General features: G+C 63.3%; 14 protein-coding genes. 2 read left to right on the top strand and 12 right to left on the bottom strand.

All coding sequences use genetic code 11. The features are described from left to right. Positions 1-502: 502 nt before the first annotated feature. From OXS27_RS25580 to OXS27_RS25525, 12 genes are all read right to left on the bottom strand, one after another. Positions 503-2377 carry a caspase family protein gene (locus OXS27_RS25580; RefSeq protein ID WP_267359757.1) on the bottom strand — a complete coding sequence of 625 codons (1875 nt, stop codon included), beginning with the start codon at positions 2375-2377 and terminating at the stop codon, positions 503-505. Positions 2378-2483: 106 nt separating this feature from the next. Continuing rightward, complete coding sequence (locus OXS27_RS25575) at positions 2484-5948, bottom strand: filamentous hemagglutinin N-terminal domain-containing protein (protein ID WP_267359754.1); 3465 nt, start codon at positions 5946-5948, stop codon at positions 2484-2486. Between the two features lie 42 nt (positions 5949-5990). Continuing rightward, entirely contained in the window at positions 5991-7718 is a 1728-nt protein-coding gene (locus tag OXS27_RS25570; RefSeq protein WP_267359752.1) for a ShlB/FhaC/HecB family hemolysin secretion/activation protein, read from the bottom strand. Between the two features lie 761 nt (positions 7719-8479). Then, complete coding sequence (gene tssH / locus OXS27_RS25565; protein WP_267359750.1) at positions 8480-11158, bottom strand: type VI secretion system ATPase TssH; 2679 nt, start codon at positions 11156-11158, stop codon at positions 8480-8482. Continuing rightward, positions 11155-12180: a type VI secretion system baseplate subunit TssG gene (gene tssG / locus OXS27_RS25560; protein WP_267359748.1), complete on the bottom strand. Its 1026-nt coding sequence runs from the start codon at positions 12178-12180 to the stop codon at positions 11155-11157. Before tssG ends, tssH begins: the two co-directional genes overlap by 4 nt. Further along, complete coding sequence (tssF, locus tag OXS27_RS25555) at positions 12177-14123, bottom strand: type VI secretion system baseplate subunit TssF (protein ID WP_267359746.1); 1947 nt, start codon at positions 14121-14123, stop codon at positions 12177-12179. The genes tssG and tssF overlap by 4 nt, the downstream gene beginning before the upstream one ends. A gap of 34 nt (positions 14124-14157) precedes the next feature. Beyond that, positions 14158-14664, bottom strand: coding sequence for a type VI secretion system baseplate subunit TssE (tssE, locus tag OXS27_RS25550; protein WP_267359744.1), 507 nt, complete (start codon positions 14662-14664; stop codon positions 14158-14160). A gap of 167 nt (positions 14665-14831) precedes the next feature. Continuing rightward, positions 14832-15314 carry a type VI secretion system tube protein Hcp gene (locus OXS27_RS25545; RefSeq protein WP_267359742.1) on the bottom strand — a complete coding sequence of 161 codons (483 nt, stop codon included), beginning with the start codon at positions 15312-15314 and terminating at the stop codon, positions 14832-14834. Between the two features lie 179 nt (positions 15315-15493). Then, positions 15494-17005 (bottom strand): type VI secretion system contractile sheath large subunit, encoded by a 1512-nt coding sequence (gene tssC, locus OXS27_RS25540; RefSeq protein WP_267359740.1) that lies wholly within the window; start codon positions 17003-17005, stop codon positions 15494-15496. Between the two features lie 49 nt (positions 17006-17054). Continuing rightward, a complete protein-coding gene (gene tssB, locus OXS27_RS25535; RefSeq protein ID WP_267359738.1) occupies positions 17055-17573 on the bottom strand; it encodes a type VI secretion system contractile sheath small subunit in 519 nt (172 codons plus the stop codon). 328 nt (positions 17574-17901) lie between these two features. Further along, on the bottom strand, positions 17902-19245 hold the full coding sequence (locus OXS27_RS25530; RefSeq protein ID WP_267359736.1) for a type VI secretion system ImpA family N-terminal domain-containing protein: 1344 nt from the start codon (positions 19243-19245) through the stop codon (positions 17902-17904). A gap of 13 nt (positions 19246-19258) precedes the next feature. Next, positions 19259-19810, bottom strand: a complete 552-nt coding sequence (locus OXS27_RS25525; protein ID WP_267359734.1) for an OmpA family protein — start codon at positions 19808-19810, stop codon at positions 19259-19261. A gap of 103 nt (positions 19811-19913) precedes the next feature. Between OXS27_RS25525 and tssI the strand changes: the two genes are divergently transcribed. After that, positions 19914-21755: a type VI secretion system tip protein TssI/VgrG gene (gene tssI / locus OXS27_RS25520; RefSeq protein WP_267359732.1), complete on the top strand. Its 1842-nt coding sequence runs from the start codon at positions 19914-19916 to the stop codon at positions 21753-21755. Positions 21756-21782: 27 nt separating this feature from the next. Beyond that, positions 21783-22337: a hypothetical protein gene (locus tag OXS27_RS25515; protein ID WP_267359730.1), complete on the top strand. Its 555-nt coding sequence runs from the start codon at positions 21783-21785 to the stop codon at positions 22335-22337. The last annotated feature ends 82 nt before the right edge of the window (positions 22338-22419 follow it).

Raw genomic sequence — 22419 nt, 5'->3', positions numbered from 1 at the left:
TTCGTCCATCCTCCAGGCTCAAAAGCCATACCAAAGGGCGGACCACTTCAATGGGGGCTGACCAATTGGCGCTGACTTCGCCTTTGGCAAAAAGCTCATTCAGGTATTTTGTTCTACGGTGATTTTCACGGAGGTCTTCCTTGATGCGTCGAAGCTCGGCTTCTTCTATTTGGTTCATAGACTATCCTCAAGTAAAAGCCATGAGTTAATATCATGAAGCCAGATTTATAGATCCTTTATCTCAATGCTATACTACTTCTTGGCCGATCGCATACAAATTGAAATTGTATCGACGACAACAAATGTGCGTCGCTATAATCACACTGGAATTGACAGATTGTCCAGCTTTATGAGCGGGTTGTAAGAGATGGCCCAATGAGGCCAAAGCTGCCCTCAGAGCAGACTATCCAAGGCCCAACGTCATCTATGCGGCCAAGCCTGAGTCCGTGACGGTGCATGGGCGGCCTTGGTTGGATCGGACCTATGCAACGCCGATTATCCGTCACTGCAGGAAAAGCGTGCCCGTCCGACGCCATTTTTCCAGAGGCTGGCGTAACTGGGGTCCGCTTCGGCCATCAATCGGACCGCTGTAATATCCGGCTTCCCGCAGCTTACTCTGGAGGTTGCGGATGGTATCGGGAGACCATTTTCCGGGGCGTTGGACCATCTGTGTCATCACCGCGCCAGTATCGGCGGCGGCGCCGCGCAGAAGCATCTCAGATGCCGTGGCCGGGTTCTTGGCGACCTTCCGGCCCTCGTCGAGCAGGATCGCGGCCGCCAGGAAACCCCGGGGATCACCGAGTTCGGTAGCACGCACGAAGTATTTCAGCGCCGAGCCGCTCTCCGCGACGCCACGATCGGCGAGGACACCGAGATTGTAGGTGGCGATCGCGGATCCGTCCGCCGAGGCGCGCTGCAGCAATGCGACCGCACGGGCCGGATCGCGCGAAATCCCGGTGCCCTCCATTAACGCGACCGCGAGGTTGATGGCGCCATCCGGGCTACCGCGCTCGGCGGCTCGCGCATAGAGATCGTAGGCCGCCTTCGGATCGCGCGGCAGGCCGTCGCCGGTCTCAAGGATGAGGCCGAGGCTCACCATGGCACGCAGGTCACCCTGCGTAGCGGCGGTGCGATACAGCGCGATCGCGGCGCTCCGCTGCTTGGTCGCGGCGAGCGCGCGGGCAAGGAGCGCCGTGAAGTGAGGCATCTCTGGATGCGCTTCATGCGCCGCCTGACACGCAGCTATCGCCGTCTCGCCGTTCTGGGCCAAATCGGACATCGGCACGCCGGGCGTGTCGGCGGTCGCGTCGCGGGGGTGCGTCGCGCTGCGGTCGCAGACGACCTCCGGCCTGAGATCCGTATCCTCCGCGCTCGGGAGCGTCTGGAGCAGTTCGCGGGCGGCGACGGCGTGGCGGCCGTCAGGTCGACGATCAACGTAGAACTCGACGAGCGCCCGGATCCGCGAGCGCTGGGCCAAGTCCCACAGGCGATCGTCGGAGATGCTGGCGATATCCGACGTGCTGCGCGGGGCGCTGATGGCTTCGGGTTCCAGGGAGGCGACCTTGATGATCTGCTGGGCTTCGCCGACGTGCGCTCCCTCCGGATAGCGGGTGAGATAAACGCGCAGAAGGCTCGAGTCGCGGCTCGCGGCCGCGAGTTGCCAGAGTTGCGTCTCGGGCGAGGCCTGCGCCGGCTGCCCGGGCGCGAAATAGAACTGCGTCGTCAGCGACGAGTTCTCCCAGGGGACCTGAAATCCGCCGGTCGCCGCGATGACGTCCTTCCGGACCTCAATCATCATCGTGTTGACGTCCTGCCCCCGCATCGACAGGTGGCTGAGGAAAGCCTTCGCGAAGGGGCTGTTGCGACCACCGCCATCGAAGGCCGTGTTGTCGGGCTGCGTCGCGTAGGCGAACAGGAAACCAGCCGCACTGCCGAGGCGCGCGAGCCCGTTCTGCGCGGTCTCCGGTCCCCCGGCCTCGCCGGAGCGGCCCCGCAACGGGTTGTCGCGGCAAGCATCCAGGAAGATCAGACGGTTGGATTTTCTATTCTCCAGACCCTTCGTCACGTCCTGCAGATCGATAGTCTGGCTTCGCACGTCCGACGCCTTCGTGATGACGGCGTCGACGGGGACGAGATAGTTCCTCTGATCGACCTGAAAGCCATGGCCGGCGTAATAGAAGATTGCCGCATCGGCGTCCGCGGCTTCGGCCTGAAAGCTCTGAAATAACTCCAGCATCTCATCGCGCTTGAGATTCTGGCCTGTGGTGACCTTAAAGCCGAGTTGTTTTAGCGCAGTCGCGACATCGGTTGCGTCGTTCGACGGGTTCTTCAGAGGCTTGAACGTCGCGTAGGCGGCGTTGCCTATCACGAGCGCCACGCGCTTGTCGGCCGCAGTCGCCCCTTGAGCCCCGCCAAGGGTCAGCGCCCCGAACAGGGCGATGGCGCTGACCGTTCGATGGAGACCGGGATACCCCCCGGTGCGATCAGAGCCCGACCGCCCGCGAGAGACGATTGTCGGCCGTTTCAAGGGCAGTATAGATCGCATTGCCTTGTCTGACCTGGATGCGCGCCACGTCCGAATCGTCCGCCCGGACGAGCGAGATAGCCTTCCTCACGGCCACCAAGGCCACACGCACCGCCGCTCGGGCCTCACCCACCGTCCGGGCCGCCCTGACCTGACTCGCTGCTTGGCGGATCACCGCCGGCAAGCCGCGGAAGGCGGGAGGCAGTTGCTGGACCTGAAGCTCCAGCTCGTCGGCGAAGGCATCGAGGGCGTTGCCGAAGCAGTTCGTGGCACCCGGTAATCCACCGCCACCTGTAGTATTGCAGCCTCCGAACCGCGATTCAAGAACTCTTGACGCCGAGACGACCGAGGTGAGCGTACTCAGGGCTGCGGCACGTGTCGCGCCGTTTCCGCCCGACGCTGCCGGCGCCGCCCCCACTGGCTTCGACGAGCTCCCACCCGCGAGATCGATAGAATCCTTGGGCGCAGTCGTCGGCGTGGTGGAACTTGATACGATCGTGGTGATGTTCGGCGTGACGCTCGCGCTGTTGAGATTGTTCGCCTGGGCGGCGCTGTTCGTAGTGGACGTGGTGCGCGGCACGCCGCGCAGCGTTGGGTATACCCCTGTGCTGGGGGGATTGAAGACGGTCTGGAAATCGTAGCCCTGACGCGTAGCGAGCGGTACGAAGGTCGTTGCGTTCTGGAAGTCCGCTGTTGTGAGGTCGGTTGTGCCGGTGAGGCTGGCTGTGTTGCCCGCTGCCGCCGTCTGGCCTGTTGAAGTTCGGTCGTAGAACGAAGCCTGTGTCGTGCCTGTATTGTAACCAAGCAAGCCGCCCGTGAAGATGAAGGTACCGCTTCCGCTTGCTACCCGTCCTGTCGCGTATGTTTGATTGAGGGTGCTCTCATTGTATCCAATTAATCCACCCGAATAGCTGTTGCTGGAAGGACCCGCGCCGCCGCGTACTGCCCCCGTCGCATAAGACTGATCAATCCTAGAGCCCGGGCCACTGTAGCCGATAAGGCCACCCGTGAAGCTACCGCTCCCTACTTCGCCGGATGTGCCGGTGACCGTGGATGTTCCACCCGTCACGTTGCCGGTCGCATAGGACTGGCTGACCTGACCAGTATTTGTCCCAATCAAACCACCCGCATCGCTAAAGCCAGCCGTCGCATTACCTGCAGCAACGGCGCCAGTTGCATAGCTCTGAGACACTATACCAGAATTTTGCCCGATCAGACCGCCAGTCGACGCGACAGCACCGTTGCCGCCGACAACGTTGGCCGTTGAGGCAGATTGTACCACGGTGCCGGACGACAGAGTTCCAACAAGTCCACCTGTGGCGGCAGTCGATGCCGCAGTCGATACGTTCGTGACCACTCCGCTGACGTTGACGCCGCTGATGGTCGTGTTGCTTGCCAACCCGACGAGGCCGCCGACATAGCTTGCATCGGTACCCGTGTACGCGCCCCGGATGTTTACATTGGTGAGATTCAAGTTCGAGATTGTCGCGTTCTGCGTGCGGCCGAACAGGCCGGCGTACACGCCCGAGGAGTTTATCGTCAGTCCGTTGACCGTATGGCCGAGCCCCTCAAGTGCTCCGGAAAAATCGATGCTTGTGCCATTCAGCGCGGTATTGACTGGGCGAACTAAAGTTACGCCGGTCGCATCGACATTGTTCGCCAATGCAAGCCTGAGGTTGGCGGAAGCCGGGTCGGCCAACAACGCGCCCAGTCGAGCGACGCTATTCACGATGAGGTAGGGGTTGCCGTTGATGCTCAGGGTCGGATTGGTTCCCCCGGTGAACGACGCGCTCGCCCCGGTGCCGAAGCTGAGCAGACCGCCCGTGCCGCCTTGGTTCGTGTTAAGCGAGAGCCCGCCGTCGCCGTTCACCGTCAGGTTCGCGTTGACGAGGATCGAACGATAGGCGTTGAGGGTCAGCGTCGTCGCCGTCCCCCCGGTGCCGGTGCCCCAGGTCAACGGCGCTGCGACGGTGATGTCGCCGGCCTGCGTGCCGGGACTGCCAGCGCCGCCCGTGGTCACCGTGACGTTCGCGCTTCGAAGCGCGGTCTGCAGCGTCGTGGCGCTGATCACCGAGTCGTTGCCTGTGGCGGTGAAGCTCGTCCCCGTCGAGGCCCCGCTCGAGATCGTGACGTTGTAGGGATCGAGCAGCAGCGTCCCGAACGTGCCCTTGGCGGCGGTGAGATCCGTCGAGCCCGTGTAGGCGAGGAGCATCTTGCCGGACACTTCGGCCTGACCGCCGTCGCCGCTCTGCGCCCCGCCCATCGCGCTGATCCGGCCGGCGAAGTCCGTCCGGTGATCCGACCAGAGCACGACGTTGCCGCCGTTGCCCGTCTGCCCCGCATTCGCACTGATCGTGGTGGCCGAGTCCACAGTGGTGGTGGTCGCCCGCTGGAGCGGCCCCTGGCCCTGGAAACCGCCGCCGACGCTGATCGTGCCGCCGCCAGCCTGCCCATCCGCCAGCAGGGCCGCACCCTTGAGCTGGATGTCATCGCCGGTCACCGTGATGGTGCCGCCGCGCGCCGGCGGCCGGGTTGCCGCCCGTGCGGAAGTGCGCGCGGAGGTATCAAGCCGGCCGGAGACCATGACCTTGCCACCGTCGCCGCCGCCGAGCACGATCGCACCGTTGCGTCCGCTGACGCTGTGCGCCTCGACGATGCCCGACAGGTTGATGGCGTTGCGCGCCGCGTTGCGCGCGGTCGCCGCCTGCATCACGACCTGCCCTCCGACGGCCGCGATCCGGCCGCTGTGCTGAATCAGTGCCGCATCGGAGCCATCGGCCTTCGAGGGAAGCGCGACTTGCAGGAAGCCGTCACCGGACAGGTCGAGGGTCGCCTGCTCGCCGGCGCCCAAGCCGACGCGGCCCATCGGAACGCTGATCAGCCCGGAATTCTCGACCCGCCCACCGAGCAGCGCGGCGTAGCCGCCCCGCTGGATCTCGATCGTCCCCTGGTTGGTGACCGCCGCCGACTGGCCGTTGCCGCGGAACACCCGCCGGCCCGCCACGAAGTCCTGATTGGCGATATCGAGGGTGGAGGCGACGAAGCCTGCTGCCCGCACGATTCCGGTCGGGGTGATCACGATGCCGTTCGGGTTGACGAGATAGACTTGGCCGTTCGCGTTGATCTGGCCCGCGATCGTCGAGGTCGCCGATCCGCTGACGCGATTCAGCAGCGCCGACGAGGCTGAAGGCTGAGAGATGTCGACGCGGCTTCCGGCGCCCACCGAGAAGCTTTGCCAGTTTACGATCGCGTTCGGCGTCGTCTGCTGGATTGTCATCTGGTTGGCAGACGGTGTCGCGATGCCGACGCTGCCATGGACGGTCGTGGCGCCGGTGGGCAATTCACCCGCGCGCATCGGGCTTGGCTGCGTGAGCGCCGTGCCGGCCAGAAGCGCCTGGATCAGGGTTTTGCAGGTGCGATTCATTGGGCGGACTCAGGAATGCGGCTGCGTGGCGGCGGGGCCGGCTCAGTAGCGAATGGAGCCGACGACCGTGAAACGGTTGGCGTCCGGCAATGTGTCGTCGCGGAACCGCCGGCCGAACTCGAGCGTGAGGGAGGTCAACGTGTCCGTCGGAGTGGCTTGACTCACCAAGCGCACGCCGACGCCTACGGAGGCGACATGGAGCGCAGCCAGGCCCTGCTGTTTTTCGACGGCCGACGGCCGCTCTAGGTAGAGGGCGCCCACGGCGCCGAAGACGTAGGGGGCGACCGAGAGTGGGATACCCTCCGGCTGGAAGGCGAAGGGGGCGGCCACCTCGCTGCGGAACACGACACCGCTGTCGCCGGCCAGGCTGCCGGCGTCGAAGGTCGAGAGTTCGGAGAATGACGCGAAGCCGATCTGCTCGCTGCGCGGCATCGCCTGCCCGAACGAGGTCTGGCCGCGGGCGTACAGATTGAGGATCAGCGGGTCGAACAGGGGTTGGGTGTAGGCAAGAAGAGCGTCGAACTTCTGGAAATCCGCGTTCGCGCCGATCCGGGACAAGGGTAATGTGGGCGTTGCATCCGCGGCGCTGCGAGCGCCCAGCCCGTCTATGCCGAGCGAGAGCGTCGCGCTGCCGGCCAGGAAGCCACCGTTTTCGAAGCGCATGTCGCCGAGTCCGCTCAGCCGGACGATCCGCAACCGATCGAGGCTGATCGGCGTGTTGACCGGAGGGTTGAGCAACCCGAGCTCGTCGCGCGTTACATCGAGAGCTCCTTCCGTGTAGAAATTGGCGATCCGGCTCCGTAGCCACGGGTAACGCACGCGAAACGAGTAGCGCTCGAAGTCGCTCGCCGTCTGGACGTTGTTGGTGAGGCGGGGCGTCGTCTGGCTCGTCACCGCCTCGAAGTTGAATGTGAGGCCGTCCGTGCCCAGCGGTAGGATGAAGCCTCCTGCGAAGGTGCGCAGGCGCGGGTATTCGCCGAACGGGCTGCCTGTCCCGCGGGCGTCGTTTCCACCTGGGTAGCCGAAGCTGCGGAAATAGATCGTTTCGCCGAGACCGAAGGCCGTATTGAAGTCGATGCCTCCGTTGAGCGCGATGCCGCCGAGCGTCGAGCCGAAGGTGTTGTCGCCGCCAAAGAAGCCGGTGACCGGCTTATAAAGCGCCTCGACGACGAGGGTGGTCGCGCCCTGGGCCGAGCTTGGCGCGAGGGTGGAGCGCAGGGCGGTGCCGGGCGTATCACCGGCCAGGAGCAGGCGGCGCTCGATCTCGCCGAGCTGCAGATCACGCCGGCCAATAAGCGGTTCGAGCAAGGCGGCCACGCGCGCCCGAACCGGGTCGGGCACATTCCGGAAATCGATCTGATCGACGTAGCCATTGACGACGACGAGCCGCAGCCGTTGGCCGTTGCGCAACGTCTGGGCGGGCAGAACCACGCGAGTGAGTACGGCGCCGGAGCGTATGATCGCAGCTTCGAGTTCGCGCGATGCGTCGAAGATCTCGGAAGCCGGGATCGTCCGCCCGGTGAGTCTAGCTTCCAGCGCCTGAATCTCGGCATCGAAGCCCGGGGGGGCGTTTTCGACCGCCACGCCCGAAAGGCGCACGCTGAGACGTTCGGCGCCGGCGGGCGTGCCGAGGCCGGGCTGCCCGGAAAACACAAGTCCGCCACCACGTCCCGTTGCCGGCGGCCGGAATGTCGAGGGCGTCACTTGGCTGGCCGTCTGCGCCGCTACCGGCCCAGCGCCGACGCACCCGATAGCGATCCCGAGCAGCATGGACCACCCGAAGGAGCCACGCAGCGCGCACGCTTGGCTGAAGAAGAGCCGAGAATCGGGCATACCTAATCGCCTAGTTCGTCTTGATTGAGTTTTGATGGATTGCGTCCAAAACTGTAGTATTTCTTAATAACGCCAATCAATCGACCCTAAATTCAATTCTGCACGACCATTACCTGCAGGCCAATTACGAATGAATATTAACGCTACGGCAGGCCACGCGATGACAGGCGCGATCGCCAAAACCATGGCCGCTCCCTGCAACCTCTATTGGCATACATTGGCTCGATACGGTCTAGCTACTGCATTCCAGACACTACGATCGATTTGGCCAGATGGATGACCCGTAATCAGGTATGTGTGTTTAATTCGCCACAGCATGGCTGCCGACGGGACGCGGCTGTTCGAATCGTGGGGCTTGAACGCGCCAGATGTCGCGATGCGCCCATCGTGTTTCCCAGCCGACGCGGCCGGACGGGGATCGCGGTGCTGGGCGGCTTCGTCGAAGCGCAGGCAGCCGCGCCGCTCTCATCGTTATCGTGACGTGCGGGAGCGCCGGATCGATATCCACTTCGGCCTAGCGCACGCCAAACCGCGGCGCTCCAATCCGCTGCCTTATCGGGTTCAAGCCGGTTGAGCGCAGCGACCGAGTTTCACGGCCAGTGTCACACCCGTCGACGTGAGCTGCTCGACGGCGTCGGAGGTCCAAGCGTGGCGACGCACGAGGCGTCCGCTCGCCGACCGCGCCGATACGCCAGTTCTCACGCCCACGTATAGGTGAAACGCCCATCCGCGACGCCGACCCGCATGTCCTCGACAGGTTGCTGGGCCAGCGTCCGGCCAAGGAATTCGCGCGACATCTCGGGCAGAAGCGTATTGGTGATGATATTGTCGATCATACGCCCGCCCGAATCCGGATCATTGCACTGAGCAACGATGTGCGCGACCACCGCATCATCGTAGACGAAGGTCGCGCCGTGATTCTCGCGCACGCGTTTGCCGATTCGGTTCAGCTGGAGGCGCACGATACCGCTGAGCATGTCTGGCGAGAGCGGCCGGTAGGGGATCGTCACGATCCGTCCCAGGAGCGCGGCTGGAAACACCTGGAGGAGCTGCGGACGGAGCGCGGCGGCGAGCGCCTCGGAATCGGCCGCGTAGACCGGATCCTGCGCCATCTGCATGATCTGGTCGGTGCCGACGTTTGAGGTCAGGATGATCAGCGTGTTCTTGAAGTCGATACGCCGACCGGTGCCATCCTCCATGACGCCCTTGTCGAAGACCTGGAAGAAGATCTCGTGGACATCGGGGTGAGCTTTCTCGACCTCGTCGAGGAGGATGACGCTGTAAGGGCGCCGCCGCACCGCCTCCGTCAACCGTCCGCCTTCACCGTATCCGACATAACCGGGCGGTGCCCCCTTGAGCGTCGAGACGGTATGCGCCTCCTGAAACTCGCTCATGTTGATGGTGATCATGTTCTGCTCGCCCCCGTAGAGGGCTTCGGCCAGCGCAAGGGCCGTTTCCGTCTTTCCAACTCCGGACGGACCGCAGAGCATGAACACGCCGATGGGCTTGTCGGGATTGTCGAGCTTGGCCCGATTGGTCTCGATTCGCTTGGCGATCATCGCCAAGCCGTGGGCTTGGCCGACCACGCGCCGGTTCAGGATCTCCGGCAGGCGGAGCACGGTCTCGATCTCGTCGCGCATCATCCGGCCGACCGGGATGCCGGTCCAGTCGGAGACAACCGAGGCGATCGCCTGCTCGTCGACATGATCGTAAATCATCCGCGTTTCCGGGGGGATCGCCCTGAGCGCGGCGGCCTTGTCGCGAAGCGCAGCGCGGCGGCCTTCTGTCTCTCCCGCGGCCGCCAGATCCGGCGGTGCTTCGCCCTGCGGATGCGGCTCCGCCGTCTCGGCCTGCAGCGCAGCCCGCAGCGCACGGATTTCGGTGACGAGCGTCGTCTCCGCGGTCCAGGTGGCCTCAAGCCCGGCGAGCCGCGCGCGCAGATCGGTGATCTCTTCCGAAAGGGTCGCGATCCGGTCGGTGTCTTCGACGCCCAGATCGCGATCCGCCTCAAGCGCGGACCGCTCGCTTTCCTTGGCACGGATCGCGGCGTGGGCGTCCGCGATCGCGGCTGGCGCGGCCGTCTGGCTGATCGCGACACGCGCGCTCGCCGTGTCGAGCAGGCTGACCGCCTTGTCGGGAAGCTGGCGGGCCGGGATATAGCGCTGCGAAAGGTTGACCGCCGCGACCACCGCGGCATCGGAGATGCGGACGCCGTGATGCTTCTCCATGGGGATGAGCAGGCCGCGGAGCATATCGCTCGCTTGGCTGATTCCGGGCTCGCCGACCTGAACGGGCTGGAAGCGGCGCGTGAGCGCCGGATCTTTCTCGAAATACTGGCGATATTCGGCCCAGGTGGTCGCAGCGATCGTCTTGAGCGTCCCACGCGCCAGCGCCGGCTTGAGCAGGTTCGCGGCGTCGCCGGTCCCGGCCTGCCCCCCGGCGCCGATCAGGGTATGCGCCTCGTCGATGAACAGGATGATCGGCTTCGGTGATGACTGAACTTGATCGATGACCGCGCGCAGGCGCTGCTCGAACTCGCCCTTCATGGAGGCCCCGGCCTGCATCAGGCCGATGTCCAACGCGTGGAGGCGCACGCCACGCAAGGCCGGCGGTACCGTGCCGGAGGCGATGGCCTGCGCAAAGCCTTCCACGACCGCAGTCTTGCCGACGCCCGCCTCGCCGGTGAGGATCGGATTGTTCTGACGCCGCCGCATCAGCACGTCGATCAGTTGCCGAATCTCCTCATCGCGGCCGCGGACCGGATCCATTTCACCCGCCTCCGCCCGGGCGGTAAGATCCTGGGAAAAGCGGTCGAGGGCGGTCTGACCGCCCGGCACGGTTGCAGCACCCGGTGTGCCGGCTGCGATCGGGCCAGCCCCATCCATCGGCCGGAGATTGTCCTCATCGGAGGACGCCCAGACCGTCCGATGCTCATCCATCAGCGTCTCGACGGGGATCCGGCCGAACTCAGGCGAGAGCCCGAGGAGCGCGCGGCGCAGTTCGTTCGTCTTCAGGGCGCCGACCAGCAGGTGTCCCGACCGGATCTGCGTCTCGCCAAAGAGCAGCGTGGCGTAGTGCCAGCCCCGATCGAGCAGATCGACGACGTGGTTGGCGATGCCGGGCATCTCCGTCTCGTTCCGTCGCAGGGCGTCGAGCGCCTTGGCGAGGTCTGCGGCCAACCGTCCGCGATCGAGCCCGTACTTGTCGGCGGTCAGCGCAAGATCACTGGCATTCTGCGCGTGCAGGCATGCCAACCAATGGGCGAGTTCGACATTGCGATGGCCGGCCGTCCGAGCCTGCCGCAAGGCTTGGATGAAGGCATCGTAGCCAACGCGGTTGAGCTTACCCGTGACGGTCTCGACGCTGATGTCGCTCACGATGCACTCCTTGCCCGATAATCCGCGCGACCGGCCCGCTCGGCGGGGTGGAAGCGGGCATCCCGCCTGTAAGCGCTGCCCGAAGCGTCGCTTCCGCTGCCGATCCAAGTGGTATAGCCGAGGCGCCCACAGGCCCCGAGCCGCACGGGCTCGACGGCCGCGACGGGCAGCGCGAGCTCCACGCTCCACTCGAACTCGTCGCCGAGGTAAAACAGCATGAAGTCGGTGAGCTGCCGGCAGCGCGTCCCGCCTGGCAGCAGGCTTTGGTAATCGGCGAGATCGGCGGCAAAGATCCGCAGGCTGATGCTGTCCTCAATCGAGAACACGCTGCGTCCGAGCAGCAGATCGGACCCGAGTCCCGTGTTGGCGCGGCCGAGCCGAGAGCGGTCGCCGGGCTCGAATTCGAGAAAGGTGCCGACGAACTCCTCGACCTCGGACTTGATGCCGAACAACCCCGCTAAGGCGTTGCGCAGCCGGGAGCCCGAGCGTGCGGCGGGGCCGAGCAGGCCCGCAAATGCGATCTTGCCCGAATCCGGAACCGTATCGAGGCTCCGAAACGCCGGGGATCCGAGCCCCACCGCGGCGCCGGCATAGCCCTCGAAACGATCCGACGCAGGATTCTCATGCTGCGCGATCGGGCGGGCATCCGCCCAGGCCCGGAAGAAAAGCTGTAGAAAGCGATTGTTGATCACGTCGAGGAAGCGCGGCAACGCCTCATCGTGATCCAGCAGCCAACCGTAGGTTTCGTCGGTGACGGCAAGCGGCAGGGCACCCTGGGGGCCTAGCAGGCCGAGGAACTGGACGCGCAGGCGCAGTATCTGCCCCGCATCACGCTCCGCCGCCGCGATCGTCGAGGCGGGAAACGCGAGGTACGGATCCTGGCCGAGGGTCACGCAATCCTCGTAGCGGCTCGCGCTGTCTCCGATCCGCGGCAAATCCGTGTAGCTGCGCTCGACCCGTCGCAGCGTCGCCAGAAGGTCATGAGCCCAGGGCTCAGCGAGCAAGCGATCCGCGAAGCTCACAGCAGCTTCCGTCCGCCCACCCGCGGGGGACCCCGCAGGATTTCACCGCGCTCGGCCGTTCGGATCACCGTCTGCGTGAAATGATTGAGCGAGGCGTATTCGGCGAGAAACCGATCGAGGATCGCGCCGAGGAGGTAGGGGCCAGTCCCCTCGAAAGCCTTGTCGTCCAGGGTCACCGTGACTTCGGTCCCCCGAGCGACACCGGTACCGGTCCGGCGGCGCAGCCGCCGCACGACGGGCCGGGTGTTCACGCTGCGCACCCCACGGATGCGCCGCTCGATAGCACTGTCAGTCAGGTCCGCAAACAACATCAGCATCTCACGCAATGCCTCGCCCCCCCGGCCTGCACGCGCTTCGACTAGGCCCAAGGGGTTGAGGCTCAACAAGCTGATCAGTCGCCACGACACGGCGCCGGAGAAGAGCGTCTCCGAGCGGCCGCGGAGCTGCGCCACGACCGGTTCGCGCGGACGCGTCGGGCCGGCGAGGCAAACGACGTCGAAGGCGCCGGCATCCGCCAAGCTGAAATCCGCACCGGATTCCCCGATCGGAAGCAATTCCGCCAGGTGACGGTTCGAGCAGAGCGCGCGCAGGCTGAGTTCGGACACGGCACCATCCGCGTCGATCCCGCCGGGCTCGATCAGAGAGAGGAAGAGGTCGGTCCCGGTATAGTCGGAGGCCGCACCGTATTGCCGTTCCTTGCTCGTGCGCCGCCGCGGCACGCGCCGTAAGGTGTAGAACAGCCCGGCGGCGCCCGCGGCATCGGCCGGGGCGTACAGGGGCTGGACCGGAATCTTGCCGGGCCGCCCGGGCTGGTGCGCGTAGACCTGAAGGATCCGATGCGGTTCGAAATCGAGCAATCGGCTGCGATCTGCCACCAGATGGTATTCGTGCTGGCTCGACCGCACCGGAACTCGGTCGAGGCTCATCTCGAACAAATTGACCGCTGGGACCGCGTAGAGCGCGAACGCGTCGGGACGCACGGCGGAGCCGAGCCGCGGACTCGATTCATCAAAGCTGAAGATGAGATCGAGGGTGTGCGCCTGCACGGTCCGCAGCACCCGGCTCAGGCCGGACAGCTTGAAGCCGAGGAACTTGCGCGGAAACGCGAAATACTCCCGCAGAAGATCGAATCCGTCGAAGACGCGGTTGTCCTTGGGTAGAAGAGCTTCGTCGGAACCGAATCCGACAGGCTCGATCGCGTCGGGCGGAAGCCGTATGAGCACCGGATCACCGAACGCATCCGCGTAACGCACGTGAAGCGCAGTGCAATCCGCGAAGATCTGCTCATAGATCGCCACCGCATCCGCCTCCGGGCCGACGAGATGCACGGGAAGCGTGTCGATCGCACAGCCCGCGAACCAGGTCTGTGGATCCGATGAGACCCGGGCTGTCTCGTCATCGGTTTGACCCGTGCGATGGACAATGGTCAGCCTCATGCCAGCGGCGACATCGTCGCCGCCGATGCCGAGGGCCTGCAGCGGTGCCGGATGGGAGAAGTACTCGGCGGCGGCAATATCGAACGGCCAAATCCGCAATTCGTCGGTCGTCCGGAAGCGGCAGGCGATCTGCCGCTCGCGCTCGCGGTAGTTCGCGTCGAGATAGGCGCCCCGTGCAATGCGCGGGCCGTCGCGCAGCCCGGGATCGCCGAACGCTGGCTTCACCTTCGCCAGCAGCATGGACGGCGTCGGGGCCAAGTAGTTCGGGACAAGCTGGTCGAGAAGGTTCTGCGTGAACTCCGGAAATTCGTCTTTGATCTTGAGCTGAACCCGGGCGGCCAGGAAGGCAGCTCCCTCCAGCAGCCCGGCGATCATCGGGTCGCCCTGATTGTCGATCAGCCCGCCCAGACGCTCGGCGATACCAGGGAACTCCTCGGCAAAGTCGCGCGCATGCTCACGCAGGTAAGCGAGCTCCCGGTTGTAAAGATCGAGAAACGCGCGATTCATGCGACGGGCCAACGCCGTCTGACAGGAATCAGCGTCATCGCCGCGCGACCTTGATTCGACCCGTGTCGCGCTCGAGGTCGGCGATGAATTCCACGGGAACGTTGAGCGGATTGGCGCGGATCTCCGCCCGGACGATGAAGCGTAGCTTCAGTTCGGTGGGATCGACCGTATCGTCGCGCCACACGGTGACGGTCGCCGGCTCAAGACGCGGCTCGAACGTCTTCAGTGCGCTCTCGATCTCGGCGGCCACACCGTTTACCGCGGCCTCCTCAATCGACATTCTCGCGATATCGATGAAGCCGTGATTGATGATCGATCGATAGACATGTGGATAGTCAGACAAATCGATATCTGCGGCAAGATGAACGGCATTCATCAAGCGCTCAAGATCCAAGGACACGCCCCGCTGTATGTCTGCCGTGCTGGCGGCGGCGCGTGAATGCGTTCCGGTCCCGGAGACGATCCGGCCACCGACCGCATCATGGGTTTCAACCCGCTTTCGCGCATCCTTGGCATCATTCGCGGCGCGGAAGACTTCCATCAAGGAATTTCGAACGCGGCCTCCCCCTATATAGCCGCTCATACCCGTGCTCCTAGTGAACAGTTCTTGGAGTGGGTCCCAACGGGATGTATCCGCGCCGCTCCGGAGAAAAGCGCTGAGGGGCGTTCACAGCACAAGGACCGGAGACGATCGCGGATACATGTATTTTAACCGGCAACATTCTTGGCAATATGCCATTTGTGCTCGGTCTCAGCGCCTTTACTGCCGTCGTTGTTCTGGACGGCGTATTTCACATGGAAGGTCCCGAAGTTCAACGTCACGTTTTCCGTGAGTCGGTCTTCGCCGCCGGATCCGCCCATCGACAGGTGAGTGACGATAATGTCTTCGAACTCAACGGTGAGGTATTCCAGCGGCTTATCGCCCGCTTTCCGAACGATGAGCTTGCCCTTTTTGATGTGCTTGCCTGTACAACAATGCTGAAACAGGGTCGGGCTCGACTTGTCGATATACTTCGTAATGCTTAAATCTTGAACGCTTACCTTTCCAGAACCGGATCCGGACCCTACATGAGTGGTCCCCGATTGGGCGGCCCCCCAAGACCAAGCGAGCACATCGATTTCATCTTTGTACTTGTCGTCGCGGGACTCACCCTTGATGCCTTCAAGCTTGATGAAAATATCAACGGCCATGGCTCGATTTCCTTCCTGTCGTTTCTAGGGCGATCGGAGGCTGTGAAATATCTGTCTTGGACGCGCCATCCCGGCTCGGCATCCCGAACCGCACTCGATGTCGGCTCGTCCGGTCCCGCTCAAGGGAATACGTTGCGCGGCAAGGATCGTGGGATCGCGCCGCGACAAGAGGCCGAGGATCACTGTTGGAGGGGCGGAAGGCGCGAGACGAGGCTCATGCCGATATCCATCCCCTCAAGTTGATAATGCGGCCGCAGGTAGAATTTCGCAGAATAGTATCCTGGATTTTCCTCATCTGCGACGATGTCTACACGGGCAGCGGCGAGGGGTTTGCGGGCCTTGGTCTGTTCGCTCGAATTCGTCGGATCCCCGTCGACGTATTCGTTGATCCACTCCTGCAGCCAGCGTGTGAGCTGATCCTTTTCCTTGGTCGATCCGATCTTGTCGCGAACCATACATTTGAGGTAGTGCGCGAAACGCGACACGGCGAACATGTAAGGCAGGCGCGACGACAAATTATCCGATGCCGTCTGATCGACGCCGTTCGGGCCAAAATAGGATCCCGGCTTGTAGAGCGATTGCGCCCCGATGAAGGCCGCTTTGTCCGTATTCTTCCGGTGAATGAGCGGAATGAGGCCGGATTTAGCAAGCTCCGCCTCGCGTCGATCGCTGATCGCGATCTCGGTGGGACACTTAAGGTCTACACCGCCATCATCGGTCGGAAAGGTGTGGCATGGCAGGTTGATGACCTCGCCACCCGACTGAACGCCACGGATCCGGACCGTCCACCCGCAATCCTTGTAGGCCCGATTGATATTGACCGCCATGGCGTAAGCCGCGTTCATCCAGGCGTATTTCTCGCCGGAATGACCATCCGTCTCCTCCTCGAACGCGAATTCCTCGACCGGTTCTGTCTTGGCGCCGTAAGGCACCCGGGCGAGCACCCGCGGCATGCAGAGCCCGACGTAACGGGAATCCGGGAGCTCGCGGAGGCTCTTCCACTGCGCGTAGTCGGGCGTGTCGAAGATCTTTCCGAGATCGCGGGGATTGGCCAGCTCGGTGAAGGCATCCATCCCGAGCAGGGTCGGATCGGCCGCTGCGAAGAAGGGGGCATGCGCGGCGCTCGCGATCTTTCCGACCTCCCGCAGCATCTGGACATCCTGCGGAAGATGGCTGAACGTGTAGTCGGCGATCAGGCATCCGTAGGGTTGGCCACCCAGCTGCCCGAACTCGAACTCATAGACCTTCTTGAACAGCGGGCTCTGATCCCACCTTGCTCCCGAATATTGGCGCAGATTTTTGAACACTTCCTGTTTTGAAGCGTTCATGACCTTGATCTTGAGCGTTGAATCGGTCTCTGAATTGTTGACCAGATAACTCAAGCCGCGCCACGCGCTCTCGATCTTTTTAAATTCGGACGCATGAATGATCGTATTGACTTGCGCCGTCAGTTTCTCGTCGATCCGAGCGATCATTTCCTCGATCGTATCGAGGACATCCTCCTTGATCAGCGCCGTGTCCGCGAGCGCTTCACGCACCAGCGTTCCAACCGCGTTCTCGACCTCGGTCGCAGCGCGCTCGGTGCGCGGCTTGAAGCTTTGCTTCAGCAGATCCGTGAACTCGTTCGTATCGACAGCCTGTTGGCCGGCGGGTGCAGTGCCTTGTGAGAGCTCAGGATTTCCGGCGGCCATCGCAGCGCCTCTCGATGTTTTGGCGGGAAGAAGGTGACGTTCAGGCGGTTTAGGACGCGGGATCGTCGGACGATGGCGGCGTCAAACGCTGTGCCAGGGCTTCCATCAGGCTCGGATCCTGAAGAAGCGCCTTGATCTGATCGGTGGCGGCGACCTTGCCATCCATGTACCGAAGCAGGTTGGCGAGCTGCTCGCGCGCTTCCAGCAATTTGGCGAGCGCGGGAACTTGGCGCGCTACCGATGCCGGCCCGAAGTCATCCATCTTCCGGAAGTGGAGCTCGACTGACATTTTCTGCTGCGTACCGGACAATCGATCGTCGACGTTGAAACGGACGGCTGGATCGATGGAAGCCATTCGCTTCTCGAAGTTGTCCATGTCGAATTCAGTGAATTCGCGCTTGTCCATCTCGGGCTTGTCGACGGTCGAAGCATTACCCGACAGATCGGCCAGGACTCCCATCACGAACGGCAGTTCGACCTTGCGCTCCGCGTCGTACGGATCCTCATATGTAATGTGAACCCGCGGCGGCCGATTGCGCTTGATGAACTTGTGACTCGAATCTGCCATTGAAGCGGTTCTTTCGATAGATCTGACATGGACGGCACACCGGCCAACCGATTACCGGCGCAGAACCTCTAAATTCCGTATCCTACCCTATTCTTGGCTGTTGTACAGGTTTTCAACCTCCATGCAAGCGGCGAATCCTCGTCCAGTCGGGGAAAGATTACTAATTATCCCGCTTTCAGTTTTTTGTGACTCGGATGCGCTTTGGAAAGTTTTATGGCTCGTCATGTTGGGGAATGCGACAACTTTAGAGCTTCAAGCCATAGATTCGCTTGGCCAAATTCGAGGATTTCAGATCAGAAATTTCTGTCCCGCGATGATTAAGCCTCCTTCAATCTGGCCTGTCTTCGGACAAAACATCTTTTAGAACACTGAGAAAATCGCGGTCAGCCAGGGCGGCGGCCTTTTCGAGAAGCAACGGGATTGGACTGGCAGGTTCGGATCGGCGAAAATAGTCGCTGATCGCCCGCAGCAGAGTGATGGCCTCCGTTCGCGTCGTGGCCCGATAGGACGGTAGCGCCTCGGCCATCACGGCGCCCCCGCCTGCGCTGTCGGTCTCCTCGGGCGTGGGCTCCGACTCATCGGAATCCGGCACGGCAGCCAGCTGGTCGAAGGTCAGACGGAGCCGGCGACCGGCTCCGAGCACGATAGCGACGTCGGGAGCCTGATCGGGCATCAGAATCCGCATGACATCGACGAAGGATTTGCCGACGAGAGTCTGCGCTTGGCGAACCAGCACCTCCGCAGGGCTCGATGGCTCGCGGACCCGCAGGTAGGCGGCCGCCGCTGCAAGCGCTGCCGTAGCCTGGGCCGGCGTCGCGACGGCGCCGACGGAGGGCACGGGAGGGCGCCTGTCGACCGATGCGTCAGCCTCGGCCACTTCCTGCAGGCCAGGCTCGGGTTCCTTTGCGGCGGGAACCGCGGCATCCTCGCCCAGGAAAGCCCGCATGCGCCGGACGAGATCGCCCAACAGCCCGAGGCGAACGCCGCCGTCATGTCCCCCACGGGCGGCCGTGATCGCCTCCACTCGTCCGATGGCGTCGGCCAAGGCCGTGAGATCGTCGCGCACGCCGCTCAGCTCGGCCGGATCGGCCTCGTCCAGAGCTTGCGCGATCGCAGCGCGGTCCGCACCCGGATGCTCTGCGGCGGGCGGCACCTCGCCGGCGGCCACCATCACATGCCGGAAGCTGATGGGCCCGTGTCGGCGACTCCGGAACAGCGTCGTGTATTGGAGCGGCAGGACGATCGTCGGGTTGTTCTCCAGATTCTGCAGAATGGCGGCACGGAAATCGTAGTCGCCAGCGGCGCCCGGATGGACGGCGTCCCAATGTTGATCCAGAAACGCCGCGATCACGGTGACAACCTGCCCGAACCCGTGGAGGTCGCGGTCGAGCATCGTCAGCCGTCCGAGCAGCACCAGCAGGCGCAAATCCCGCGTCCGACTCAGGAGGCCGATAAGAACTTCGGATTCCTTGCCGAAATCTATCTTCGAACGATCGAAGATCTTGAGTTCGCCGTCCGCGTCCCGGAACAGGAAGACGGTGGGCAGCCGGCTTTCCACCTGCGCGACGCCGTTGAGGAAGGCGATATCCCCGGTGTCATCGAGATCGTCGCCGCAGGCCGAATCTGCGGTGATCGGTTCCAGGAACCGGACGAGGTCCGTTTGAAGCGCCACGGCAGCTCGGCGCCTATTCTGCCTTCAGCCGTGTCTCGACGCGTCGATTCTGACTGGACAGCGGATCGGCAACCAACGGTTTCTGCTTGCCATACCCCTTCGCTTCAAGTCGCGCAGGCGGTATACCGTGGGCGGTCAGAAACTCCACGACCGATCGCGCCCGCCGCATGGAGAGATCGAGATTGAAGGCATCGCTGCCGGTTCCATCGGTATGGCCCTCAACCACGAAATGCGCGCTGTTCAGGGTCGGATCTCGCAACGCCCGGACGAATTCCTCAAGATTGGCACGGGTCGGTGTCGTGAGATGCGTCGAGTTGTAGTCGAAATTCACGCGCAGGTCGAAGCCGTCGATTGGCTTGGAGTGGTCCTGAACCTGATTGGCGCATTCGCTTTCCGTGCCAATGCAGATGGCGCGCGTACCTCCGAGGTCGGCCCTGCGCGCGGGCGCGAAATGCTTGACGATATCGGATGCTTTATAAGCAGGATCCGCATGGGCTTCTGCCGCCATCGAGAGGCAGAGCACGAAGGAGAACGAACGGAGGATGCGGCGGGCCAGTGGGCTCATGACTTACAACTTGACACCCTGAACGGCGCCGGCCGATGATTGCCGGTGTTGACGAAATCCAGTATAGCGCAGCCAAGACCGGAACGCCAGCACGGAACAGACGTTGAATTACGGAGATAAAAATAAGGCCTCGCAGCAGGATCGGGCTGCAGAGCTTGTTACTCCGGCTGGTCGCGACAAGTTTGTCCTCATTCATTTCGAAGGCGACGAAGGCCTGGATCAGTTATTCGAATTCACAATCGAGGCCTTGTGCGAGGATCAGAATTTCAATTTCGACGCATTGCTTGGCAAAAACGCGCATGTTCGGTTCAAATCCTATGGCGGCGTCGATCGGTACTACAACGGCATTATCGCCGGCGCTCAATGGATCGGTGTGCGTGAGGACTCATACGCTTATCGACTGACGCTTCGTCCATGGCTTTGGCTTTTGGGTCGCCGGGCGGACTGTCGTATTTTTACAGATAAAAACGTCATTGATATTGTGGAAGACGTCTTCAAGCGGGCTGGTTTTAGAGATTTTAAAGTCAAGGCTAGCCACGGAGACTACGACAAGATCGATTATTGCGTACAATATCGCGAGAGCGATCTCGATTTTGTCTCCCGCCTGCTCCAGGAATGGGGCCTGTATACATTTTACGAGCACAGCGACAGCAAGCATGTCCTGATCCTGGCCGACTCGCGGTCCTGTCATCGGCCAGTCGAGGCTGCCGGCGGCGTCGTGCCGTTCATTCCTCTCACCGACCGGGATCGGCGGGAGCGCGAGCACGTCGCGGCCTGGCGGGCCGATCGGACGTTCCGGACCGGTACCTACGCGACCAACGACTTCGACTACATGAAGCCGACGGCCAATCTCAAAGCCGATGCCAGCGGCTCGGAACGCTACGAGAAGTCGTCTCTGGAAGCCTACGATTTCCCGGGTCGATATACGGAACGCGATCTCGGCAAGAAGCGCGCGAAGGTGCGGCTCGAGGCCGAGCAGGCCGTCGACCATCGCCGCAGCGCCGTCGGTGATGCTGCGAGCCTCTATCCCGGCGGGCTCGTGACGATCCGCGACCATCCCACTGACGACGGCCAATATCTTGTCGTTTCGGCTCGCCACGTGATCAGCCCGGAGGCTTATCGCAGCGGTCCGCATGCGAGCGCGGACGAGTTGTACAGTGGCGCCTATGAGTTGCAGCCGGTCGATCGGCCCTACCGTGCCCCGTTCGTCACGCCGCGTCCGACCGTGCAGGGCCCGCAGACCGCCATCGTGACGACTCGCAAGGGCAGAGAGGCCGAGGAGATCGACGTCGACGAGGAGGGGCGTATCTTCCTGCAGTTCCATTGGAATCGGGATAAGGACAGCATCTCCCGTCCGGTTCGCGTGGCGCAGATGTGGTCTGGAAAATCCTGGGGCTTCCAAGTCATCCCCCGCGTCGGCCAGGAGGTCGTCGTCCAGTTCTTGGAGGGGGATCCCGATCAGCCCCTCGTGGTCGGGACAGTGTACAACAAAGACTATCCCTATCCCTTCAAAATGCCGGGCAAGAAGACCGTATCCGGCATGAAATCCGACTCGACCAAGGGGCACGGGGGCTATAATCAACTCACTTTCGACGACGAGAAGTCTTCGGAGAAGATCGACTTCAGGGCCGAGAAGGATCTGGCCGCCGTGGTGCGCCATGCCGAGACGCGGGAGGTCGGCATCGCTTTCGAGACGCCGAGCGGAGAAGCGTCCCGCTCAACGGTCATCAAGAACGGCGATGACAGTCTCAAGGTCGAGAGCGGCAACTGGAAGAATGACGTTGCGCAGGAAGTGCACATCAAGGCAGGAACGAAGATCGTGCTCGAGTGCGGCGCGAGCAAGATCACCATGGATCCGGCCTCGATCACGATTGAGGCCGGCATGGTTAAGGTCCAGGGCACGGCGCTGATCGAGGAGAAGGCGCCGCTCATCACCCTGAACTGACAGCCCTCGCATTCCCACGGATCCTCAGTGGCCGGCAGCCGTTTCAACACCGCACGCGATCTGTTCGAGGCGTTTCCCAGTGCGGAGCGCGACATCAACGCAGCGCCGACGACCGAGCAGCCGTTGCCTTTCCTGGAACGGCTGCGCCGCAGCGGCACGCCGGAAGACGCGATCAGCTTCCTGGCCTACGCCCTCGGGCGCCGGGAGGCGGTCTGGTGGGGTGCGCAGAGCGTGCGTCTCCTCTGCCGCATCGAGATCGGCCAGGAGGATGCGACGCTGCAGGCTGCCGAGGCCTGGGTCCGCGACCCGGACGACCTGCTGCGCCGTGAGGCCCTTCGCCTGGGCATGACCGGGAACCAGCGCCTCGCCACGCCTTGGGTGGCGCTCGCTGCAGGATGGTCGGGCGGCAATATCGGGCCCAGCGCACAGGCGATCGTCAAGGCGACCCCGGAAATGACCCCGAAGGCCGTGCGGACTGCGATCCTCGTCGCGCTGGCCACAGTGACGGCACGCGACCGGTCGAGCCGCCTTCAGGCCTGCATCGATCTTGGCCTTCCGCTGATGCGCCGCGAAGCGCAATGATGGGATGGCGTCGTGCGTCGCGATCCGCCCGGTCCTGACGGGGTGACGGTGGCACAGGGCATGCCATTTCGAGACAGCTCAG

The organism is Methylobacterium sp. GC_Met_3, assembly GCF_026540775.1.
In the GTDB taxonomy this organism is placed as follows: domain Bacteria; phylum Pseudomonadota; class Alphaproteobacteria; order Rhizobiales; family Beijerinckiaceae; genus Methylobacterium.
Note: the sequence above shows the minus strand (reverse complement) of the source record. Positions and strands in the feature narration are given on the sequence as shown.